The following is a 17,345-nucleotide window of genomic DNA, read 5'->3' as shown; positions in this document are numbered from 1 at the left end:
GCTCCGGAATCTGCCGGAAGGCCCGGGAATACCGGTCTAGAGCGGCTGGCGAAACGCTACGACTAAAGTCGTCTGGAGCGCTTGCACCAGCGTCCTACAGTGGATATCGACGACATTCCGCGTCACCCCGCTGTGAGGATAAAAACAATGAACGACAGCATCTACCAGCGGATTGATACCAATCCGCGCTTCAAGGAGTTGGTGGCCAAGCGAGAGCGTTTCGCCTGGATACTTTCTTCGATCATGCTTGGCCTCTACGTGATATTCATCCTGCTGATCGCTTTCCAGCCGCAGCTGCTGGGCGCGCGTATCAGTCCCGATTCGTCCGTGACCTGGGGCATCCCGATGGGTGTCGGACTGATCCTTGCCGCGTTCATCCTGACCGGCCTGTACGTGCGTCGCGCCAACGGCGAGTTCGACAGCCTGAACCAGGAAATCCTCAAGGAGGCGCAGCAATGATCGCTCGTCTCCTTGCCGCGCTCGGCCTTGCGGCCTTCGCTCCGGCCCTCTGGGCCGACGCGCTGACCGGCGACGTGCAGCGCCAGCCGCTGAACGTCTCGGCCATCGTCATGTTCGTCGCCTTCGTCGGCGCGACCCTCTGCATCACCTACTGGGCATCCAAGCGCAACCGCTCGGCGGCCGACTACTATGCCGCAGGCGGCCGCATCACCGGCTTCCAGAATGGCCTGGCGATCGCCGGCGACTACATGTCGGCGGCATCCTTCCTGGGTATTTCGGCGCTGGTCTTCACTTCCGGCTACGACGGCCTGATCTACTCGATCGGCTTCCTGGTCGGCTGGCCGATCATCCTCTTCCTCATCGCCGAGCGCCTGCGCAACCTGGGCAAGTACACCTTCGCCGACGTCGCCTCCTACCGCCTCAAGCAGAAGCAGATCCGCACCCTGTCGGCCTGCGGCTCGCTGGTGGTGGTGGCGTTCTACCTGATCGCGCAGATGGTCGGCGCCGGCAAGCTGATCGAGCTGCTGTTCGGCCTCAACTACCATGTCGCGGTGGTCCTGGTGGGCATCCTGATGGTGCTCTACGTGCTGTTCGGCGGCATGCTGGCGACCACCTGGGTGCAGATCATCAAGGCCGTGCTGTTGCTCTCCGGCGCCTCGTTCATGGCGATCATGGTGCTCAAGCACGTCAACTTCGACGTCAGCACGCTGTTCTCCGAAGCCATCAAGGTGCATCCGAAGGGCGAGGCGATCATGAGTCCGGGCGGCCTGGTCAAGGATCCGATCTCGGCATTCTCCCTGGGCTTCGCGCTGATGTTCGGCACCGCCGGGCTGCCGCACATCCTGATGCGCTTCTTCACCGTCAGTGACGCCAAGGAAGCGCGCAAGAGCGTGTTCTACGCCACCGGTTTCATCGGCTACTTCTACATCCTGACCTTCATCATCGGTTTCGGCGCGATCCTGCTGGTCAGCACCAACCCGGACTTCAAGGACGCCACCGGCGCCCTGATCGGCGGCAACAACATGGCGGCGGTGCACCTGGCCGACGCGGTGGGCGGCAGCCTGTTCCTCGGCTTCATCTCGGCGGTGGCCTTCGCCACCATCCTCGCGGTGGTCGCCGGGCTGACCCTGGCCGGGGCCTCGGCCGTCTCCCATGACCTGTACGCCAGCGTGTTCAAGGGCGGCAAGGCCAACGAGAAGGACGAGCTGCGGGTCTCGAAGATGACCACCGTGGCCCTGGGCGTGGTCGCCATCGTGCTCGGCATCCTCTTCGAGAAGCAGAACATCGCCTTCATGGTCGGCCTGGCCTTCTCCATCGCCGCCAGCTGCAACTTCCCGGTGCTGCTGCTCTCCATGTACTGGAAGAAGCTGACCACCCGCGGCGCCATGATCGGCGGCTGGATGGGCCTGATCACCGCGGTGGGCCTGATGGTCCTCGGCCCGACCATCTGGGTGCAGATCCTCGGCCACGAGAAAGCCATCTACCCGTACGAGTACCCGGCGCTGTTCTCGATGATCGTCGCCTTCGTCGGTATCTGGTTCTTCTCCATCACCGACAAGTCGGCGGCGGCCGACGAGGAGCGGGCGCGCTTCTTCCCGCAGTTCATCCGTTCCCAGACCGGCCTGGGCGCCTCTGGCGCGGTGGCCCACTAAGCGCTACGTGAAGGCGTAGCCCGAGGCGGCGGCCGGGTTTCCGGTCCGCCGCCTTTCGTTTCAGCGTCCCGGCCACAGCGAGATGAGCCATGCCTGACAGTTTCAACTTCGCCTCGCCACCCTTCGACCAGTTGCGCCCCCATCAACGCGAGACCTTCAAGCAGGCTCTCAGCGTCGGCTACTATGCGCCGGGGGAAACCTTGCTGGAGGCCGGCTCGGCGGTCCCCGGGCTGTTCGTCCTGCTCAAGGGCGTGGTCGAGGAGCGCGGCGACGACGGGCGGGTATTCGCCCAATACGCCGCGGACGACCTGTTCGACGTCCGCGGGCTGTTCTCCGGCAGCAGCAAGCACCGCTACCTGGCGATCGAGGAAAGCATCGTCTACGAGTTGCCGGCCAGTTGCTTCCACCAGTTGTGCGGGGAGAATCCGGGGTTCGCCCGCTTCTTCCAGGCCGACCTGGCGGCCAAGCGCCAGTTGGCCCAGCGCGATGGGCAGAACCTGGCCGAGTTCATCCTTACCCGCATCGCCCGCGAGCACTTGCTGCCGGCGCTGGAGGTGGAGGCCTCGCTGTCCCTCGGCGACGCCGCGCGCCTGCAATTGAGCCACGGCGCCGATGCCCTGCTGGTGCGGCTGGAGAGGGACGGGCCCGAGCTCGGCATCGTCACCCGCACCGACCTCATGAGCGCGCACTTCCGCGACGGGCGCAGCGAGCTGGAGGCGATCGGGCCGTTGGCCCATGGTCCGCTGGCCAGCGTCGAACTGGGCGATTTCCTGTTCGACGCGATGATCCTCATGACGCGCCAGCGTATCGAGCGGGTCGCGGTCACCGAGGACGGTCAGGTGATCGGCCTGTTGCACCTGACCCAGGTGCTCAGCCTGTTCTCCACCCATTCCCACGTCCTGGCGCTGCGCATCGCCCGCGCCGACGACCTCGGCGACCTGCGCCGCTGCGCGGAAACCCTGGACACCCTGATCGCTACCCTGGCCGGCAACGGTATCCGCCTGCGCTTCATCATGCAGCTGGTCAGCGCGCTCAACGAGCAATTGCTCGAACGGCTTTTCGAATTGTTGCTGCCGCCAACCCTGCGCGGGCGCTGCTGCTTGCTGGTGATGGGCAGCGAAGGACGCGGCGAGCAGTTGCTGAAGACCGACCAGGACAATGCCCTGGTCCTGGCCGACGATCTGCCGCAGGAACAGGCCCTGGCGATGATGCAGCGCTTCAGCGCGGCCTTGCTGGAGTTCGGTTATCCGCCCTGTCCCGGAGGGGTGATGGCCAGTCGGCCGGAATGGTGCAAGCCGCTGGCGGCCTGGCAGGCGGAGCTGCGCGGGACTCTGCTGGAGGGCAAGCCGGAGCAGCTGTTGCGCCTGTCGATCCTGGCCGATGCCTGGCCGGTGGCCGGCAACCTGCAGCTGTTCGAGCCGTTGCGTCGGCAACTGCGCGGTTTCGCCGATGGCGGCGAGCGCTGGCTGGCGGATATCGCGGCAGCGGCCCTGCAATTCGATACGCCGCTGACCTTCCTCGGCCAACTGAAGACCCAGGACGCCCGCCTCGATCTCAAGCGCGGCGGGATCTTCCCCATCGTCCACGGCATCCGCACCCTGGCCCTGCGCGAAGGCCTGGAAACCCGCGGGACCCTGGCACGGATCGAGGCGCTGAAGCGACACAAGGTCCTCGAAGCGCGCCTGGCGGACGACCTGAGCGAGTCTTTCGAGCTGTTCCTGCAACTGCGCCTGACCCGCCAGTTGGCCGGCCAACGCGGCGGTCGCCAGCAGGGCCTGGACGTCAGCGGCATGAGCCGCCACGATCGCGACATGCTGCGCTACGGCCTGCATGTGGTGAAGAAGTTCAAGCAGAGCGTGGCCCGTCAATTCCACCTGGAGACCCGATGAACACCATGGTCAAGTTGCCCGACAGCCGCTGGCCGGGCTGGCGCCGCCGGCTGTATTGGTGGATGCACGAGGCGGTCGAGGCGGAGGAAGTGATCTCCCTCGATCTCGAGACCACCAGCCTCGACCCGCGTCGTGCCGACGTCCTCAGCATCGGCGCGGTGCTGGTGCGGCGCGGCAAACTGGTCATGGGCGAGCGCCTGGAACTCTACGTCGAGCCGCCGCCGAGCCTGGACGCGGAGTCGATCCGCATCCACAAGCTGCGCCGCGCCGACCTGGAGGGACAGTTGCAGCTGGAGCAGGCCCTGCGCCAGTTGCTGGCGTTCATCGGCGACCGGCCGCTGCTCGGCTACTACCTGTCGTTCGATGTCGCCGTGCTGAACCGGCACCTGCGCCAGCTCTTCGACCGACAGTTGCACAACCCTTCCATCGAGATTTCGTCGCTGTACCACCGGAAGGTCAGCCGGCATTTTCCCGACGCACACATCGACCTGCGCTTCGACACCCTGGCGCGGGCCCTGGATGTGCCGGTCAGCGGTCGCCATACCGCCCTCGGCGACGCCCAGGCGGTGGCGCTGATGTTCATGCGCCTGCTCAAGGGGCCGGCGCCCAAGGTCATCCACTGAGGCTGGAGGGCGCGGATTTATTGAATCTTCGTTGCTCGGCGGGGGTCGAGAACTACAAGGGCGGAATCTGCCGCCCTTTGCCCCATGAGCCGAACAGGAGCGACGCCCATGAGTCTCGGTACGATTCTTCTGATCATCCTGATCCTGCTGCTGATCGGCGGCCTGCCGGTCTTTCCTCATTCGCGCAACTGGGGCTACGGACCCTCGGGGATCGTCGGCGCATTGCTGGTGGTGCTGTTGGTCCTGTTGCTGCTGGGCATGATCTAGGGCCCGATCGGGAATGCCGTCGTGGTTGTCCGCCGTCCCGACGGGTATCGGCGGATAACGCCTCCGGCGTTATCCGCCCTACGCGGAGGGTTCCCAGCTTTCGCTCCGCCGTTGCGGCGGGGTATCGGCGGATAACGCCGTTGGCGTCATGCGCTCTACGTAGGATGGTTCGAAGCCTTCGCTTGGTGAAGGGCGGTTTCATCGCGGGGTCCGCCGGGCGCTTTTTTTCCATCGACCGGCTTCACTTGCCTTGCGTCTCGCGCCAGACTGGCGCGCATGCCGATCCAGACGCTCGCCACCCTTGCCGATATCGACGCCGCCGAGTGGGACGCCTTGTTGCCTCCCGCCCAGCCATTCCTGCGTCATGCTTTCCTGTCCGCGCTGGAAGACAGCCGCAGCGTGACGCCCGCCACCGGCTGGCGCCCGGCCCATCGCGTGCTGCGCGATCCGCAAGGGCGGCTGTGCGCGGCGCTGCCGGCCTATGTGAAGGCGCACTCGTACGGCGAGTACGTGTTCGACTGGAGCTGGGCCGACGCCTGCCAGCGGGCCGGTATCCGCTACTACCCGAAGCTGCTGGTGGGGGTGCCCTTCACCCCGGTCGCCGGTGCGCGCCTGCTGGGCGAGGACGAAGGGTTGCAGGGGCTGCTCGCGTCCCTTGGCGAGGAGGCCGAGGCGAGCGGTCTGTCGAGCATCCATGTGAATTTCACCGACGCCCGGGCGGACACCTTGCTTGCCGCGCGTGACGGTTGGCTAGAACGCCTGGGCTGCCAGTACCACTGGCACAACCGCGGTTATCGGGACTTCCAGGACTTCCTCGAGGCCCTCAGTTCGCGCAAGCGCAAGCAACTGCGCAAGGAGCGCGAACAGGTCGGCGGACAGGGCATCGAGTTCGAATGGCGGGAAGGCGGCCAGTTGTCCGAGCTGGAGTGGGATTTCGTCTATCTCTGCTACGCCAACACCTACCTGGTGCGCGACCGCGATCCCTACCTGAGCCGCGAGTTCTTCGGCCTGCTGGCCGAGCGCATGCCGGAGGCGATCCGCGTGGTCTTCGCCCACCAGCGCGGCAAGCCGGTGGCGATGGCGTTCAGCCTGGTCGCTGGAGATACCCTGTACGGGCGCTACTGGGGATGCCTGGCCGAGTTCGACCGGCTGCACTTCGAGACCTGCTTCTACCAGGGCCTGGAATTCGCCATCGGCGCCGGCCTGGCGCGCTTCGACGCCGGCGCCCAGGGCGAACACAAGCTGATCCGCGGTTTCGAGCCGGTGCTGACGCGCTCCTGGCACTACCTGGCGCATCCCGGTCTGCGCGATGCCGTGGCGCAGTTCCTCGAACAGGAGCGGGCGGGAGTGCGCGCCTACGCCGAGGAGGCCCACGGCCTGTTGCCCTACCGCCAGGCCTGAAGGGAGCCGGAACGATAGGGCGTGGCGTCCGCTCAGCCGTTGCTGGTGCTGCCGCCCCATTCGAGGAAGCGGATCTTGTGCAGCTCGCCGCTATGGTCCTCGTAGACCACGGTCACCGGCACTACGCCGGTCCTGGTCGAATTGTCGGTACGGTGCAGGACATTCTTCACGTCCAGTTGCATGCCGTAGTGGTATTCCTCGACCGGCAGGCCGCGGCCCGGGTCCTTGTCCACGTCCTGGGCGAAGGCCATGGGGGCGAGGCTGGTGATGACGGCGGACACGACAGAGGCAAGTTTCATTCTGTGATTCTCCGTAGCGATGGGGCGAAACCCCCGGTACCGAGCACTGGCATCCTTGGTCGTCCGTGGCCGACGCCAGGTGGACGGGGACGATGCGGCAGGCGTCGGGATCGAGCCGGGGCACGGGTTCGATAAGAACACCGTTTCGCTGGCGGAAAAAATCGAAGCGCGTGCTAGTCGAGATCGACGGCGGTGATGATTGCCGCGCAAAGGCCCGTTGCAGAGCCTTTGACAAGGTCACCCAAGCCGGGCGGCGCGAGCCGCCGCCCGGTGCCGAGGCTTCAGTCGACGCCGACGAAGCCGCCGGTCTGGTGTTGCCAGAGGCGCGCATAGAGGCCGCCATGGGCGAGCAACTCGGCATGCGTGCCGCTTTCGGCGATGTGGCCCTTGTCCAGCACCACCAGGCGGTCCATGCGCGCAATGGTCGACAGGCGGTGGGCGATGGCGATCACCGTCTTGCCCTGCATCAGGGTCTCCAGGCTTTCCTGGATCGCCGATTCGACTTCCGAGTCCAGCGCCGAGGTCGCTTCGTCGAGGATCAGGATCGGCGCGTCCTTGAGCAGCACCCGGGCGATGGCGATGCGCTGGCGCTGGCCGCCGGAGAGCTTCACTCCGCGTTCGCCGACATGGGCGTCGAAGCCGCGGCGGCCCTCGGCGTCGCTGAGCAGCGGGATGAACTCGTCGGCGCGAGCCTTGCGCACCGCTTCCATGAGTTCCGCGTCGCTGGCGCCGGGCCGGCCGTAGAGCAGGTTGTCGCGGATCGAACGGTGCAACAGCGAGGTGTCCTGGGTGACCATGCCGATCTGCGCGCGCAGGCTTTCCTGGGTCACCCCGGCGATGTCCTGGCCATCGACCAGGATGCGTCCGCTCTCCAGGTCGTACAGGCGCAGCAGCAGGTTGACCAGGGTCGACTTGCCGGCGCCGGAAGGTCCGACCAGGCCGATCTTCTCGCCGGGCCGGACCTTCAGGTCGAGACCCTGGATCACGCCGCTGCCCTTGCCGTAGTGGAAGGCGATGTGCTCGAACTCCACCTCGCCGCGCTCTACCCGCAGCGGCTGGGCGTCCTCGCGGTCGACCACCTTGCGCGGCAGGGCGATGGTCTGCATGCCATCCTGGACCTGGCCGATGTTCTCGAAGATGCCGCCGACCACCCACATGATCCAGCCGGACATGTTGTTGATGCGGATCACCAGCCCGGTGGCCAGGGCGATGGCGCCCACCGAGATCAGCTCCTGGCTCCACAGCCACAGGGCCAGGCCGGTGGTGCCGGTGATCAGCATGCCGTTCATCACCGTGATGGTCACGTCCATGGAGGTCACTACGCGCCCGGCGCGTTGCGACTTGAGGGTCTGGTCGCCGATCGCTTCGCGGGCGTAGTCCTCTTCCTGGCGGGTGTGGGCGAACAGCTTCAGCGTGGTGATGTTGGTGTAGCCGTCGACGATCCGCCCCATCAGCTTCGAGCGCGAATCCGAGGCCTCCACCGAGCGGCGCTTGACCTGGGGAACGAAGTAGGCGAGGGCGCCGACGTAGGCGAATACCCACAGCACCAGAGGGATCATCAGGCGCCAGTCGGCCTCGGCGAACAGCACCAGGGCGCTGACGGTATAGATCAGCACGTGCCAGAGGGCGTCCACCACCTGCACCGCCGAATCGCGCAACGAGTTGCCGGTCTGCATGATGCGCTGGGCGATGCGCCCGGCGAAATCGTTCTGGAAGAAGCCGAGGCTCTGCTTGAGCACGTAGCGGTGGTTCTGCCAGCGGATCAGGTTGGTCATGCTCGGGTTGATGCTCTGGTGCACCAGCATGTCGTGCAGGGCGTTGAACAGCGGGCGCAGGACCAGCGCCACCACCGCCATCCAGATCAGTTCGTTGGCGTGCACGCGGAAGAACTCCGCGCTGGGCGTGCTCTGGGCGAGATCGACGATGCGGCCGAGGTAGCTGAACAGCGCCACCTCGATCAGCGCGACGATCAGGCCGACCACCAGCAGGGCCAGGAACACCGGCCAGACCTGGCGCAGGAAGTAGACATAGAAACGCAGCACTTCGCTGGGCGGCATGCGTTCGGAAGCGCTGCGGAACGGGTCGATCAGACGTTCGAAACGACGATAAAGCATGATGGCTCTCTTCTGGAGCGGGCCCGTCCTGGACCCGCCGGATCAAGCCCCTGCGGCTGGACTCAGAGGCGTTTGGCGGACAGGATCACCACGTCGTCGCTCGGCACGTCGGCGAAGCCGTTGCGGCGGGTGGTGGGAACCTTGGCGATCTGGTCGACCACGCCCATGCCACGCACCACCTTGCCGAACACCGCATAGCCGAAGTCGCGGGCACCATGGTTGAGGAAGTCGTTGTCGGTCAGGTTGATGAAGAACTGGCTGGTGGCCGAATCGACCACGCCGGTGCGGGCCATGGCGAGGGTGCCGCGCTCGTTGAGCAGGCCGTTGTCGGCCTCGTTCTTGATCGGTGCGCGGGTCTTCTTCTCCTGCATGCCGGCGCTGAAGCCGCCGGTCTGCACCATGAAGCCCGGGATCACGCGGTGGAACAGGGTGCCGTCGTAGTAGCCGCTGTCGACGTACTCGAGGAAGTTCTTCACGCTGATCGGCGCCTTGGTCGGATCGAGTTCTACCTCGATCTCGCCGAGGCTGGTGGCGATCAGGACGTGCGGCTTGGCGGCAGGCGTGGCGGCCAGCAGGGAACCGGCGAAGAGCAGGGTGCAGGTGGCGATCAGGAGACGTTTGAGCATGGTTGTTCCTTGGTTTTATCGATATCGGCGAGGAAGCCGAGCAGGGTGGTGTTGAAAATCTCGGGTTGGTCCATCGGCGTGGCGTGGCGGGAGTCCTCCACCACCACCAGGCGGGCGTCGGCGATCCGCTCGCAATAGGCCTGCTTCAGCGATACCGGCGTGTAGTCGCGATCCGCGCTGATCACCAGGGTCGGACAGGCGATCTCGGCCAATCGTTCCTGCACGCCCCAGCCGATGATCGCGTCGAGGCTGGCCAGGTAGGCGCGCTTGTCGTTCTCCGCCCAGCGCGCCTCGATCTTTTCTCGCAGCCCGGCCTGTTCCGCCTTGGGAAACAACAGCCGGCCGAGGGCGCGGCCGATGGTCCGCAGGCTGAGCAGGCGCGAGAGGAGCCTGCGCTTGGCCACTTCCAGGTGTTCGCGGGGCTTGCGCGGGATGACTTCCGGAGTGCTGTTGACGATGGTCAGGCTGCGCAGCAGGTCGGGGCGGTCGCAGGCCAACTGGAAGCCGATCATCCCGCCCATGCTGATGCCGACCAGGTGCACCGGGCCGCAGCCGAGCCGGTCGAGCAGCGCCGCGCAGTCCTCGGCGAAGCCGGCCATGCTGTAGCCGCCGCGCGGCTTGCCGGAGCGGCCGTGGCCACGCAGGTCCGGGACCAGCAGGCGGTAGCGGCCCAGCAGGGCCGGCAACTGGTATTCCCAGTCGCGGGCGCTCGAACCCAGACCGTGCAACAGCAGGACCGGCGCGCGCTCGGCGGGTCCGGGATGGTCGTCGTAGACGAGGGTGCAGTCGCGGTGCTGGAAGTCAGGCATCTGCGTTCACTCGGCGGCCGGTTCGGGCGCCGCGAAGGGCGCGTTGAGCGGTACGTTGGCGAACGACTTGAGCATTTCCATGAGGATCTGGCTGGCCGGGCCGAGCGGCTTCTCCTTGTTGGTGTAGAGGTAGAAGCGGCTCTGCCGCACGCCGCCCTGGCTCAGCGGCAGCGGCTTGAGTTGGCCGCTCTGCAGTTCGCGCTCGATGATGTGTCGCGGCAGCCAGGCGAAGCCCAGGCCGTTGCCGACGAAGGTCGCCGCGGTAGCCAGGCTGCCCACCGTCCAGCGCTGTTCGGCGCCGAGCCAGCCGTGGTCGCGCGGCTGTAGCCGGCCGCTGTCGCGGATCACCACCTGCATCTGGGTTTCCAGGTCCTGGTGGGTCAGCTCGCGTTGCAGGCGGTGCAGCGGATGGTCGGGGTGGGCCACGGCGACGAACTCGACCACGCTGAGGTCGGCGCCGAGGTGGCCGGGAATGATCAGGCCGCTGATCGCCAGGTCGGCGGCGCCCTGGATCAGCGCTTCCTCGACGCCGGAGAGCACTTCCTCGCGCAGCAGCACGCGACAGCCGCGGCTCTGCGGCATGAAGGCGGACAGCGAGCGGACGATCCGCGCGGTGGGGTAGGCGGCGTCCACCACCAGACGCACCTCGGGCTCCCAGCCCTGTTCCATGTGGTGGGCCAGTTCCTCCAGTTGCCCGGCCTGCTTGACCAGTTGCCGCGAGCGGCGCAGCAGCACTTCGCCGGCCTCGGTCAGCACCGCCTTGCGTCCGTCGATGCGCAGCAGCGGCACGCCGAGCTGTTCCTGCATGCGCGCCACGGTATAGCTGATCGACGATTGCGAGCGGTGCAGGGCTTCCGCGGCCTGGGCGAAGCCGCCGTGGTCGACCACCGCCTGCAGGGTCCGCCATTGGTCCAGGGTTACGCGTGGCGCTTTCATTTCCGCCTCCTCGAATGCAGGGATGCCTCGCCGGCGTTTCCGCGGCCGGCAGGCGATGACGAGTGCGCCGGAGGGGCGACTTCGCTTATCGTGTCGTCGGCGTCCTGTACGGGATGGCTGTCCATTCTCTTGACGTACGGGATGCCGTGGTTTTCAGGGTGTTGCCATTTTTCCATCTGTCGCTACCGGGAGTCCGGCCATGAAAAGGCTTTGCTGTTTCGCACTATCGCTGCTGCCCCTGTCCGCTTTCGCCTATCCGATCGAGGTCGACCCGCAACTCAACGGCACCGAGGTCTCCTACAGCACTCAGGACATCGGTCGCGACATGGGCGCCATCCTCCTCACCAACCTGGGTGGCCAGGCGGCGGAATGCACGGCGGTGTTCCGCAACGGCCCGGAGACCCCGAAAGTGCGCAAGGGCGTGATCCAGCCCGGGCAGAACAGCAACTTCACCGCGCAGTTCGGCCGCGACATCATCAAGTTGCGGATCAAGCTGACCTGCAAGATCGCGAAATAGAGCGTTCTCTCACCGAAAGACTAGGTGTTGCCTGTTTATAAATCAATATGGTCGATATTTAACAGCGGTTTTTTCAACTTTTTAATCGATTAATCATTCTCTACCCTCACCTCCATCGTTGTATCGCAGTGGGTGGAGGTCGAGTCATGTCCCGTGTCCTGGTTATCGAGAGCAGTGCCCGCCAACGGGGCTCGGTTTCCCGCCTGCTGACGGCGGAATTCATCTCCCACTGGAAAGCCGCGCATCCCGCTGATCGCTTCCAGGTCCGCGACCTGGCGCGCGAGCCGCTGCCGCACCTCGATGAATTATTGCTGGGAGCCTGGACCACTCCCTGCGATGGCCATAGCGCTGCGGAAAGGCGCGCCCTCGAGCGTTCCAATCGCCTGACCGAGGAGTTGCGGATAGCGGACGTGCTGGTGCTGGCGGCGCCGATGTACAACTTCGCCATTCCCAGCAGCCTGAAGAGCTGGTTCGACCATGTGCTGCGCGCCGGCCTGACCTTCCGTTACGCCGAGCAGGGGCCGGAAGGCCTGCTACAGGGCAAGCGCGCCTTCGTTCTCACCGCCCGCGGCGGAATCTACGCCGGCGGCGGTCTCGACCACCAGGAACCCTATCTGCGCCAGGTGCTGGGCTTCGTCGGCATCCACGACGTCACCTTCATCCACGCGGAGGGCATGAACATGGGCCCGGAGTTCCGTGAGAAAGGCCTGGCGCGAGCCCGCGAGCGGATGCTGCAGGCGCTGGAAACGAACACTTCCCTTTGCGTCCCTCTGCCAACGCTCCGGTGATTGGACGCAGCACCCGGTCGAACCCCTTCCCCCCGCGTGTTCGACCGGGTTTTTTTATTTCGCGATGGTTCCAGGCCCCGGATTCCGGAGCGCAGACAGTCTGGCAGGGGCTTTCGCGCTGGCGTTGTCGCATCGACACGGGTGAACGGCGCCAGGGGGCCGCGGGGACTGTTGCAAGGAGGACGGTGGACCCTGCCCGCAGAATGCTGTTGGCGGGCCGTGCATTGCGCCACCCGCCTCGCCGGTCCGGATGTTCAGTTGGTGCGTGCGCCCAGCAGATGTTCGATACGTTCGATCACGCTTGCCGCTGTGGTGGCGCCTGAACTGAGTTGCTTCAGATCACCAGCCAGGTCAAGCAGAAGGGTGGGGAATGCGCGTACGCCCCACTCTCCGCACTGGGCGAATTGCCGATAGACGGCTTGCCGTGCAGCGGCAGTGGCGAAATGCGCGCGGAAGTCTTCGAACGATAGCGAAGCGTCTTCGCAAATGGATCTATAAAAGTCCACGTTCTTGGGGTCCTCGCCTTCGACATAGAACTTGCGCTGCACGGCAGAGAAAAATGCCAGGGTCGCGGAGGCGACAGGCCGCTTCTGGTCGAGCATTTGCTCGGCGACCACAACGGCTCGGCAGGCAGGCTCCGTGTCATAGTCGAAATGCTTTGCCGACAGCAGGGAAAAACCGAATGGTTGACCGGTGACCTTGGCGATATGGGTCCATTCCCGGCGTAGAAACTCCCGGAACTCCGGCCCCCATGCGTCGCCCCCGCCCGCGCGCAGGCCGCCCATGGTGAGGGTGAAGCCGATACCCTTCTGTTCGCAGTACCGTGCGAGTTCTTCGAGCGTGGAGGAAATACCCCAGCACCAGGAGCACATGGGGTCGCCGATGTACCTGAGCGTGACTTCGCCGCCAGGGGCCTGCTTCGCCCCCTGGGGGAGGATGGGAGCAGCGTCGGGAATCCGGCAACTGCCGGTGGCCGGATCGCAGTTCATGAGTGTCATGGTTGGAGTCCACAGGTTGAGGCTGTATGGAGGTCTGCCGCGGCTATCGCGCCGCCAGCGCAGTGCCGGCCAGCCAATCGGTCGTCACGGGGCCCAGAACAGTTCGGCATAAGCCTTCTCGTCGAGCAGCGCATCCAGTTGCCCCGGGTTGCTGAGTTTGACCCTGAAGAACCAGCCGGCGCCCAACGGGTCGGTGTTGGCAAGCGTCGGGGTGTCGCGCAAGGCCGTGTTGACGGCGATGATTTCGCCGGAGACGGGGGTGTACAGGTTCGTCACCGCTTTGTCCGACTCGATCTCGGCCGCGGCGGCTCCCTGCGCCAACGTCTCGCCGACGTTGGGCAGGATCACCGAAATCAGGTTGCCCAGGCCGGCCAGCGCCCGTGGGGTGACGCCGACGACAACGCTGTCGATAGCGTGGCCATCGAGGGTGTCGGCGAGGCGAACCCAGTAATGGTCTTTGGAAAATTGCATGGACACGGTCGTCTCCCGTTCAACCTGGAAAAACAGAGGTTATGCTGGCGCCCCCAGGCGTTTCTGGTCGGCGCCTGCGACTTTCGACGCCCAAGGCGTCGCAGCCTGGCCCTAGGCCGTCAGGGCGGCGACCTTGTCTTGTGCGTATTCCCGCAGTGTCCGCGGTCTCTTGCCGGTGAGCTTCATGACATCGTCGGTCACTACGCTCATCCAGCCTTGGCGCACCGGGTGGAAGATCGAGGCCATGTGCGCCGCATTGGCGGCGGGCACACCGTTGTTCTCCAGCATGTCGATGAACGCCTTGTCCGATGTCGCGGCGTATCGCACGGGCTTGCCGGTCACTTCGGACAGGATCGCCGCGGCATCGGCATAACTGAGCGCTTCGGGACCGGTGAGGTTGAATGCTTTGCCGTCGAAAGCGGTTGAGGTGAGCGCGGCGATGGCGCTGGCCGCAATATCGCGCACATCGATGAAACTGGTCCTGCTATCACCGGCTGGCAAGGCGATCTGCCCCTGGTCGAGGCCGGCTTTCCAGAAGTGATGGAAATTGTCGGAGAACCAGTTCGGCCGCAAGATCACATGGGGTGTGCCGGATTTCTCCAGCAGGATTTCCATTTGGCGCATGGGGTTGGCGCCATTCGCATCCACGCCAAAGGCGCTCTGGAAGACTATTTTCACCTTGCGGCTTGCGGCGGCTTCGACGAACGGCAGGAGCAGATCGCGTACGTTCAGGTAGCCGGCGGGCAGGAGCATGTAAGTGCGATCCACACCCTCCAGGGCGGTGGCGATGGTTTCCGGTTTGCCGAAATCGAACGGCGTACTCTCGACTCCATCCATTTTCCGATTTCCGCGGGAAGCGGCCTTGACGGCCTCTCCCTTGGCCAGCAGGCCTTCGACTAACGGCTTGCCGACTGTTCCCGTCGCACCTAGAACAAGAATTTTCTTCGACATATCGATCTCCAGGATGTCCGCCTCGAGCAGCGGGACGCGTTCAGGAAAGTCCAGGGGGGCTGACGTCGGCTGCGAAACCCAGCCACGGGTCTCGTCTGCGCTAGCGCTGGCGTCAGTCCGCGTAGAACCGGTACCTAGCGAGGGCTCAGCACTGGTCGGGGTGTTCCTCCAGTCCTTCGGCCTGTAGCGCGGCCCTGACTGCCGGACGGGCTGCAATCCTGGCCATGAAATCCATCAATGCTGGGAATGGGGCCAGCGAAATGCCGAATTGGGGGCACCAGCGCGTAAGGGCGAAGAGATGTGCGTCCGCGACGGTGAACTCGTCACCCAGGATGTATGGGCGGCCGTCCGCGAGGAGGTTGTTCAGGTAGGCCACTTTGGCTATCACTGGGCGCTGCGCGGCCGTGGGGTCGTCCGAAGGGGACAGGTAGAACAGCGGGGTGAAGGACTTGTGGTAATCCGAAGAGAGGTAATTCAGTATCTCGTGCAAACGGCTGCGTTCCAGCGTTCCGTTGGCTGGCACCAACGTTGGGGCGTAGCGATCCGCGAGGTATTGGCTGATGGCGGCGCCTTCGGTCAGCAAGCCGCCTTCGAACTCGAGGGCGGGCGCCGTGCCCTTCGGGTTGATCTGGAAGTAATCGCCGCCCGAGGCGGTCTTGTGCTGCCACAGGTCGACCTTGGCCAGTTCGTGAGGCACGTTGGCCTCGCGAAGCACGATGTGGATGGCCAGCGAGCAAGAGCCGGGGGAGTAGTACAGTTTCATGATCGATATCCTTCGAGGTAGTTGCAGGTTCAAGCGACGCGCGCAGGGTGCGCCGGTGATTCATCGGCGCCTGGCTCAGGCATGCAGCTGTTGTCCGATCCTGGCGACGCGAGCGGCGTAGAGCTTCACGGTCTCGAGATCGCCGCTGGGAATGGCCTGGGCATCCGCGTCGGACGGCGACTGCACCAGCGCGCCGACCGAGGCGCCGAGGTTGTTGATATCCGCGCGGCTCGAGGCCGAGGTGTTGGCGGGAGCCAGGCCCAGGCTGACCCAGATGCCGCCGTGCTGGGACGCCAGCGTGTGCATGAGGATCAGGGAAACCTGCTTGTCGCCGTTCAGGCTTGCGCTGTTGGTGAAGCCGCCGAAGACCTTGTCCTGCCACTGCCGAACAAACCACTTCCTGGAAGTGGCGTCCGCGAACTTCTTGAATTGCCAAGGCACCGAGCCCATGTACGTGGGCGCGCCGAAGAGGATGGATTGCGCCTGGTCGAGCAAGTCCCAGGCTGCCTCGGGAATGTTGCCCTCGCTATCGATCTCGACCAGCGAAGCCTGTGCGCCTTCCGCCGCCGCTTGTGCTACGCGCTTGGTATGGCCATATCCGGAGAAATAAACAACGACTGCTTTTGACATGATGGTTCCCTGGTGGGTGGACGGAAGGAACCATAATTGGGATTGAGAATAAGAAAAATATTATCCAAAGTTACTCTTGGTTCAATAATCGCGAACAATCTATGGACAAACTCACCGCCATGGCCACCTTCGTGAAGGTGGTGGACGCCGGCAGCTTCACACGCGCGGCCGATGCCCTGGGCCTGCCGAAAGCTCGCGTTTCGCAGCGCGTCAGCGATCTTGAAAAGCATCTAGGCGTGCGCTTGCTCAATCGTACGACCCGTGCCCTGAGCCTTACGCACGATGGCAGCGCGTACTTCGACAAATGCCAGGTCCTGCTGCAGCAGATAGACGAACTGGAGGCCACGCTCAGGGGCGGGACGGCGACGCCCATCGGCCGGCTCAGAGTGGACTCCCTGATCACCATCGCCCGATGGGTGATCGCTCCAAGGCTGCACGACTTCCAGGCGCGCTACCCGAGGATCCAGCTGCGGCTGAGTAGTTCGGACCGGATCAGCAATCTGCTGGAGGACGGCATCGATTGCACGATCCGGGGAGGTGCGCTCAAGGACTCCAGCATGATCGCCAGGCATCTTTGCGACATCCAGATGGGCTTGTATGCCTCGCCCGAGTACCTGGCCTCCATAGGCGGTGTAGACAGTCCGAACGATCTATCGCAGTTCAGGCGGTTGAGCTGGTTCAGCGGCAGGGAGCGCAACCCGTTCATGTGGGAGCTGGAGTCCGGCCCGGAGCGTTTCGTGGTGCAGTCCGGCGATGGAATGCAGTTCGACGAACCCGACGTGGCTATTTCGGCCTGCATGGCGGGCAGCGGCATCTGCCCTGGCGCCCCATTCGCGGTGGCTGGATTCGTACGCGCAGGGAAACTTGTTCCGGTACTGCCGCAATGGCACTTTTCTGCGGCGCCGGTGCATGTCATCTACCCGGGCTCCAGGCACCTGTCGGTTCGTGTGCGCTGCTTTGTGAACTGGGTCATGGAGCTGTTCGCGGAGAACCCCGAGATACAGCTCACGCCCATCGCGCTGGCGCTCGAGTCCGGCCTCGCGCAACGAACCTGAGGCCCGCCGCCATTCCGGGGCAGCTCGTACCTTCCGCTATCCGGTGTGCGTGACCCGGATGCAAGGCTCGGCGGGTTCAGCCCCGGTTAGCGGACAA

At 65.0% G+C, this 17,345-nt stretch carries 19 protein-coding genes; 9 read left to right on the top strand and 10 right to left on the bottom strand.

The genetic code is table 11. From position 1 onward, the window contains the following. The first annotated feature begins 147 nt into the window (after nt 1-147). The 6 genes from HMPREF2581_RS20000 (at nt 148) to HMPREF2581_RS19975 (ending at nt 6,291) form a co-directional block, all read left to right on the top strand. Entirely contained in the window at nt 148-459 is a 312-nt protein-coding gene (locus tag HMPREF2581_RS20000; protein WP_003091547.1) for a DUF485 domain-containing protein, read from the top strand. Continuing rightward, nucleotides 456-2,111 carry a cation acetate symporter gene (locus HMPREF2581_RS19995; RefSeq protein WP_003091546.1) on the top strand — a complete coding sequence of 552 codons (1,656 nt, stop codon included), beginning with the start codon at nt 456-458 and terminating at the stop codon, nt 2,109-2,111. Before HMPREF2581_RS20000 ends, HMPREF2581_RS19995 begins: the two co-directional genes overlap by 4 nt. Before the next feature lie 89 nt (nt 2,112-2,200). After that, nucleotides 2,201-4,000 (top strand): CBS domain-containing protein, encoded by a 1,800-nt coding sequence (locus tag HMPREF2581_RS19990; protein WP_070867371.1) that lies wholly within the window; start codon nt 2,201-2,203, stop codon nt 3,998-4,000. Next, nucleotides 3,997-4,623, top strand: a complete 627-nt coding sequence (locus HMPREF2581_RS19985) for a 3'-5' exonuclease (RefSeq protein ID WP_003109180.1) — start codon at nt 3,997-3,999, stop codon at nt 4,621-4,623. Before HMPREF2581_RS19990 ends, HMPREF2581_RS19985 begins: the two co-directional genes overlap by 4 nt. A gap of 108 nt (nt 4,624-4,731) precedes the next feature. Next, nucleotides 4,732-4,890, top strand: a complete 159-nt coding sequence (locus HMPREF2581_RS19980; RefSeq protein WP_003091542.1) for a DUF3309 family protein — start codon at nt 4,732-4,734, stop codon at nt 4,888-4,890. A 276-nt stretch (nt 4,891-5,166) separates the two neighbouring features. Beyond that, on the top strand, nt 5,167-6,291 hold the full coding sequence (locus HMPREF2581_RS19975) for a GNAT family N-acetyltransferase (protein WP_003109183.1): 1,125 nt from the start codon (nt 5,167-5,169) through the stop codon (nt 6,289-6,291). 32 nt (nt 6,292-6,323) lie between these two features. On the opposite strand, the gene HMPREF2581_RS19970 is transcribed toward HMPREF2581_RS19975, so the two are convergent. The 5 genes from HMPREF2581_RS19970 to HMPREF2581_RS19950 form a co-directional block, all read right to left on the bottom strand. Continuing rightward, entirely contained in the window at nt 6,324-6,590 is a 267-nt protein-coding gene (locus tag HMPREF2581_RS19970) for a DUF2790 domain-containing protein (protein WP_003091540.1), read from the bottom strand. Between the two features lie 281 nt (nt 6,591-6,871). Next, nucleotides 6,872-8,704 (bottom strand): ABC transporter ATP-binding protein, encoded by a 1,833-nt coding sequence (locus tag HMPREF2581_RS19965; protein WP_003138401.1) that lies wholly within the window; start codon nt 8,702-8,704, stop codon nt 6,872-6,874. Nucleotides 8,705-8,766: 62 nt separating this feature from the next. Further along, nucleotides 8,767-9,330 (bottom strand): peptidylprolyl isomerase PpiA, encoded by a 564-nt coding sequence (ppiA, locus tag HMPREF2581_RS19960; protein ID WP_003109185.1) that lies wholly within the window; start codon nt 9,328-9,330, stop codon nt 8,767-8,769. Beyond that, nucleotides 9,312-10,139, bottom strand: a complete 828-nt coding sequence (locus HMPREF2581_RS19955; RefSeq protein WP_003138411.1) for an alpha/beta fold hydrolase — start codon at nt 10,137-10,139, stop codon at nt 9,312-9,314. Before HMPREF2581_RS19955 ends, ppiA begins: the two co-directional genes overlap by 19 nt. Nucleotides 10,140-10,145: 6 nt before the next feature. After that, nucleotides 10,146-11,075, bottom strand: coding sequence for a PA3225 family LysR-type transcriptional regulator (locus HMPREF2581_RS19950; protein ID WP_003091534.1), 930 nt, complete (start codon nt 11,073-11,075; stop codon nt 10,146-10,148). Between the two features lie 199 nt (nt 11,076-11,274). Between HMPREF2581_RS19950 and HMPREF2581_RS19945 the strand changes: the two genes are divergently transcribed. Together HMPREF2581_RS19945 and azoR3 are read left to right on the top strand one after the other, a co-directional pair. After that, entirely contained in the window at nt 11,275-11,592 is a 318-nt protein-coding gene (locus tag HMPREF2581_RS19945; RefSeq protein ID WP_003091533.1) for a hypothetical protein, read from the top strand. A gap of 146 nt (nt 11,593-11,738) precedes the next feature. Then, a complete protein-coding gene (azoR3, locus tag HMPREF2581_RS19940; RefSeq protein WP_003091530.1) occupies nt 11,739-12,380 on the top strand; it encodes an FMN-dependent NADH-azoreductase AzoR3 in 642 nt (213 codons plus the stop codon). Between the two features lie 254 nt (nt 12,381-12,634). Here the strand turns inward: azoR3 and HMPREF2581_RS19935 are convergent, their stop codons facing one another. From HMPREF2581_RS19935 to HMPREF2581_RS19915, 5 genes are all read right to left on the bottom strand, one after another. After that, nucleotides 12,635-13,378: a DsbA family protein gene (locus HMPREF2581_RS19935; protein ID WP_016254255.1), complete on the bottom strand. Its 744-nt coding sequence runs from the start codon at nt 13,376-13,378 to the stop codon at nt 12,635-12,637. Between the two features lie 84 nt (nt 13,379-13,462). After that, nucleotides 13,463-13,849, bottom strand: a complete 387-nt coding sequence (locus HMPREF2581_RS19930) for a glycine cleavage system protein H (protein ID WP_009313725.1) — start codon at nt 13,847-13,849, stop codon at nt 13,463-13,465. A 111-nt stretch (nt 13,850-13,960) separates the two neighbouring features. After that, nucleotides 13,961-14,800, bottom strand: coding sequence for an SDR family oxidoreductase (locus HMPREF2581_RS19925; RefSeq protein ID WP_023098944.1), 840 nt, complete (start codon nt 14,798-14,800; stop codon nt 13,961-13,963). 145 nt (nt 14,801-14,945) lie between these two features. Then, entirely contained in the window at nt 14,946-15,563 is a 618-nt protein-coding gene (locus tag HMPREF2581_RS19920; protein ID WP_003091520.1) for a glutathione binding-like protein, read from the bottom strand. A gap of 75 nt (nt 15,564-15,638) precedes the next feature. Further along, nucleotides 15,639-16,193 carry a flavodoxin family protein gene (locus tag HMPREF2581_RS19915; protein WP_003138419.1) on the bottom strand — a complete coding sequence of 185 codons (555 nt, stop codon included), beginning with the start codon at nt 16,191-16,193 and terminating at the stop codon, nt 15,639-15,641. Between the two features lie 101 nt (nt 16,194-16,294). On the opposite strand from HMPREF2581_RS19915, the gene HMPREF2581_RS19910 reads away from it, so the two are divergent. Beyond that, nucleotides 16,295-17,248, top strand: coding sequence for a LysR family transcriptional regulator (locus HMPREF2581_RS19910; protein ID WP_016254253.1), 954 nt, complete (start codon nt 16,295-16,297; stop codon nt 17,246-17,248). The last annotated feature ends 97 nt before the right edge of the window (nt 17,249-17,345 follow it).

The organism is Pseudomonas sp. HMSC057H01 (genome assembly GCF_001836405.1).
Classification (GTDB): domain Bacteria; phylum Pseudomonadota; class Gammaproteobacteria; order Pseudomonadales; family Pseudomonadaceae; genus Pseudomonas; species Pseudomonas aeruginosa.
Note: the sequence above shows the minus strand (reverse complement) of the source record. Positions and strands in the feature narration are given on the sequence as shown.

Excerpts from the sequence above, each read along its gene's own strand:
- HMPREF2581_RS20000 (WP_003091547.1), top strand. The coding sequence starts at position 148 with ATGAACGACAGCATCTACCAGCGGATTGATACCAATCCGCGCTTCAAG.
- HMPREF2581_RS19995 (WP_003091546.1), top strand. The coding sequence starts at position 456 with ATGATCGCTCGTCTCCTTGCCGCGCTCGGCCTTGCGGCCTTCGCTCCG.
- HMPREF2581_RS19990 (WP_070867371.1), top strand. The coding sequence starts at position 2,201 with ATGCCTGACAGTTTCAACTTCGCCTCGCCACCCTTCGACCAGTTGCGC.
- HMPREF2581_RS19985 (WP_003109180.1), top strand. The coding sequence starts at position 3,997 with ATGAACACCATGGTCAAGTTGCCCGACAGCCGCTGGCCGGGCTGGCGC.
- HMPREF2581_RS19980 (WP_003091542.1), top strand. The coding sequence starts at position 4,732 with ATGAGTCTCGGTACGATTCTTCTGATCATCCTGATCCTGCTGCTGATC.
- HMPREF2581_RS19975 (WP_003109183.1), top strand. The coding sequence starts at position 5,167 with ATGCCGATCCAGACGCTCGCCACCCTTGCCGATATCGACGCCGCCGAG.
- HMPREF2581_RS19970 (WP_003091540.1), bottom strand. The coding sequence starts at position 6,590 with ATGAAACTTGCCTCTGTCGTGTCCGCCGTCATCACCAGCCTCGCCCCC.
- HMPREF2581_RS19965 (WP_003138401.1), bottom strand. The coding sequence starts at position 8,704 with ATGCTTTATCGTCGTTTCGAACGTCTGATCGACCCGTTCCGCAGCGCT.
- ppiA (WP_003109185.1), bottom strand. The coding sequence starts at position 9,330 with ATGCTCAAACGTCTCCTGATCGCCACCTGCACCCTGCTCTTCGCCGGT.
- HMPREF2581_RS19955 (WP_003138411.1), bottom strand. The coding sequence starts at position 10,139 with ATGCCTGACTTCCAGCACCGCGACTGCACCCTCGTCTACGACGACCAT.
- HMPREF2581_RS19950 (WP_003091534.1), bottom strand. The coding sequence starts at position 11,075 with ATGAAAGCGCCACGCGTAACCCTGGACCAATGGCGGACCCTGCAGGCG.
- HMPREF2581_RS19945 (WP_003091533.1), top strand. The coding sequence starts at position 11,275 with ATGAAAAGGCTTTGCTGTTTCGCACTATCGCTGCTGCCCCTGTCCGCT.
- azoR3 (WP_003091530.1), top strand. The coding sequence starts at position 11,739 with ATGTCCCGTGTCCTGGTTATCGAGAGCAGTGCCCGCCAACGGGGCTCG.
- HMPREF2581_RS19935 (WP_016254255.1), bottom strand. The coding sequence starts at position 13,378 with ATGACACTCATGAACTGCGATCCGGCCACCGGCAGTTGCCGGATTCCC.
- HMPREF2581_RS19930 (WP_009313725.1), bottom strand. The coding sequence starts at position 13,849 with ATGCAATTTTCCAAAGACCATTACTGGGTTCGCCTCGCCGACACCCTC.
- HMPREF2581_RS19925 (WP_023098944.1), bottom strand. The coding sequence starts at position 14,800 with ATGTCGAAGAAAATTCTTGTTCTAGGTGCGACGGGAACAGTCGGCAAG.
- HMPREF2581_RS19920 (WP_003091520.1), bottom strand. The coding sequence starts at position 15,563 with ATGAAACTGTACTACTCCCCCGGCTCTTGCTCGCTGGCCATCCACATC.
- HMPREF2581_RS19915 (WP_003138419.1), bottom strand. The coding sequence starts at position 16,193 with ATGTCAAAAGCAGTCGTTGTTTATTTCTCCGGATATGGCCATACCAAG.
- HMPREF2581_RS19910 (WP_016254253.1), top strand. The coding sequence starts at position 16,295 with ATGGACAAACTCACCGCCATGGCCACCTTCGTGAAGGTGGTGGACGCC.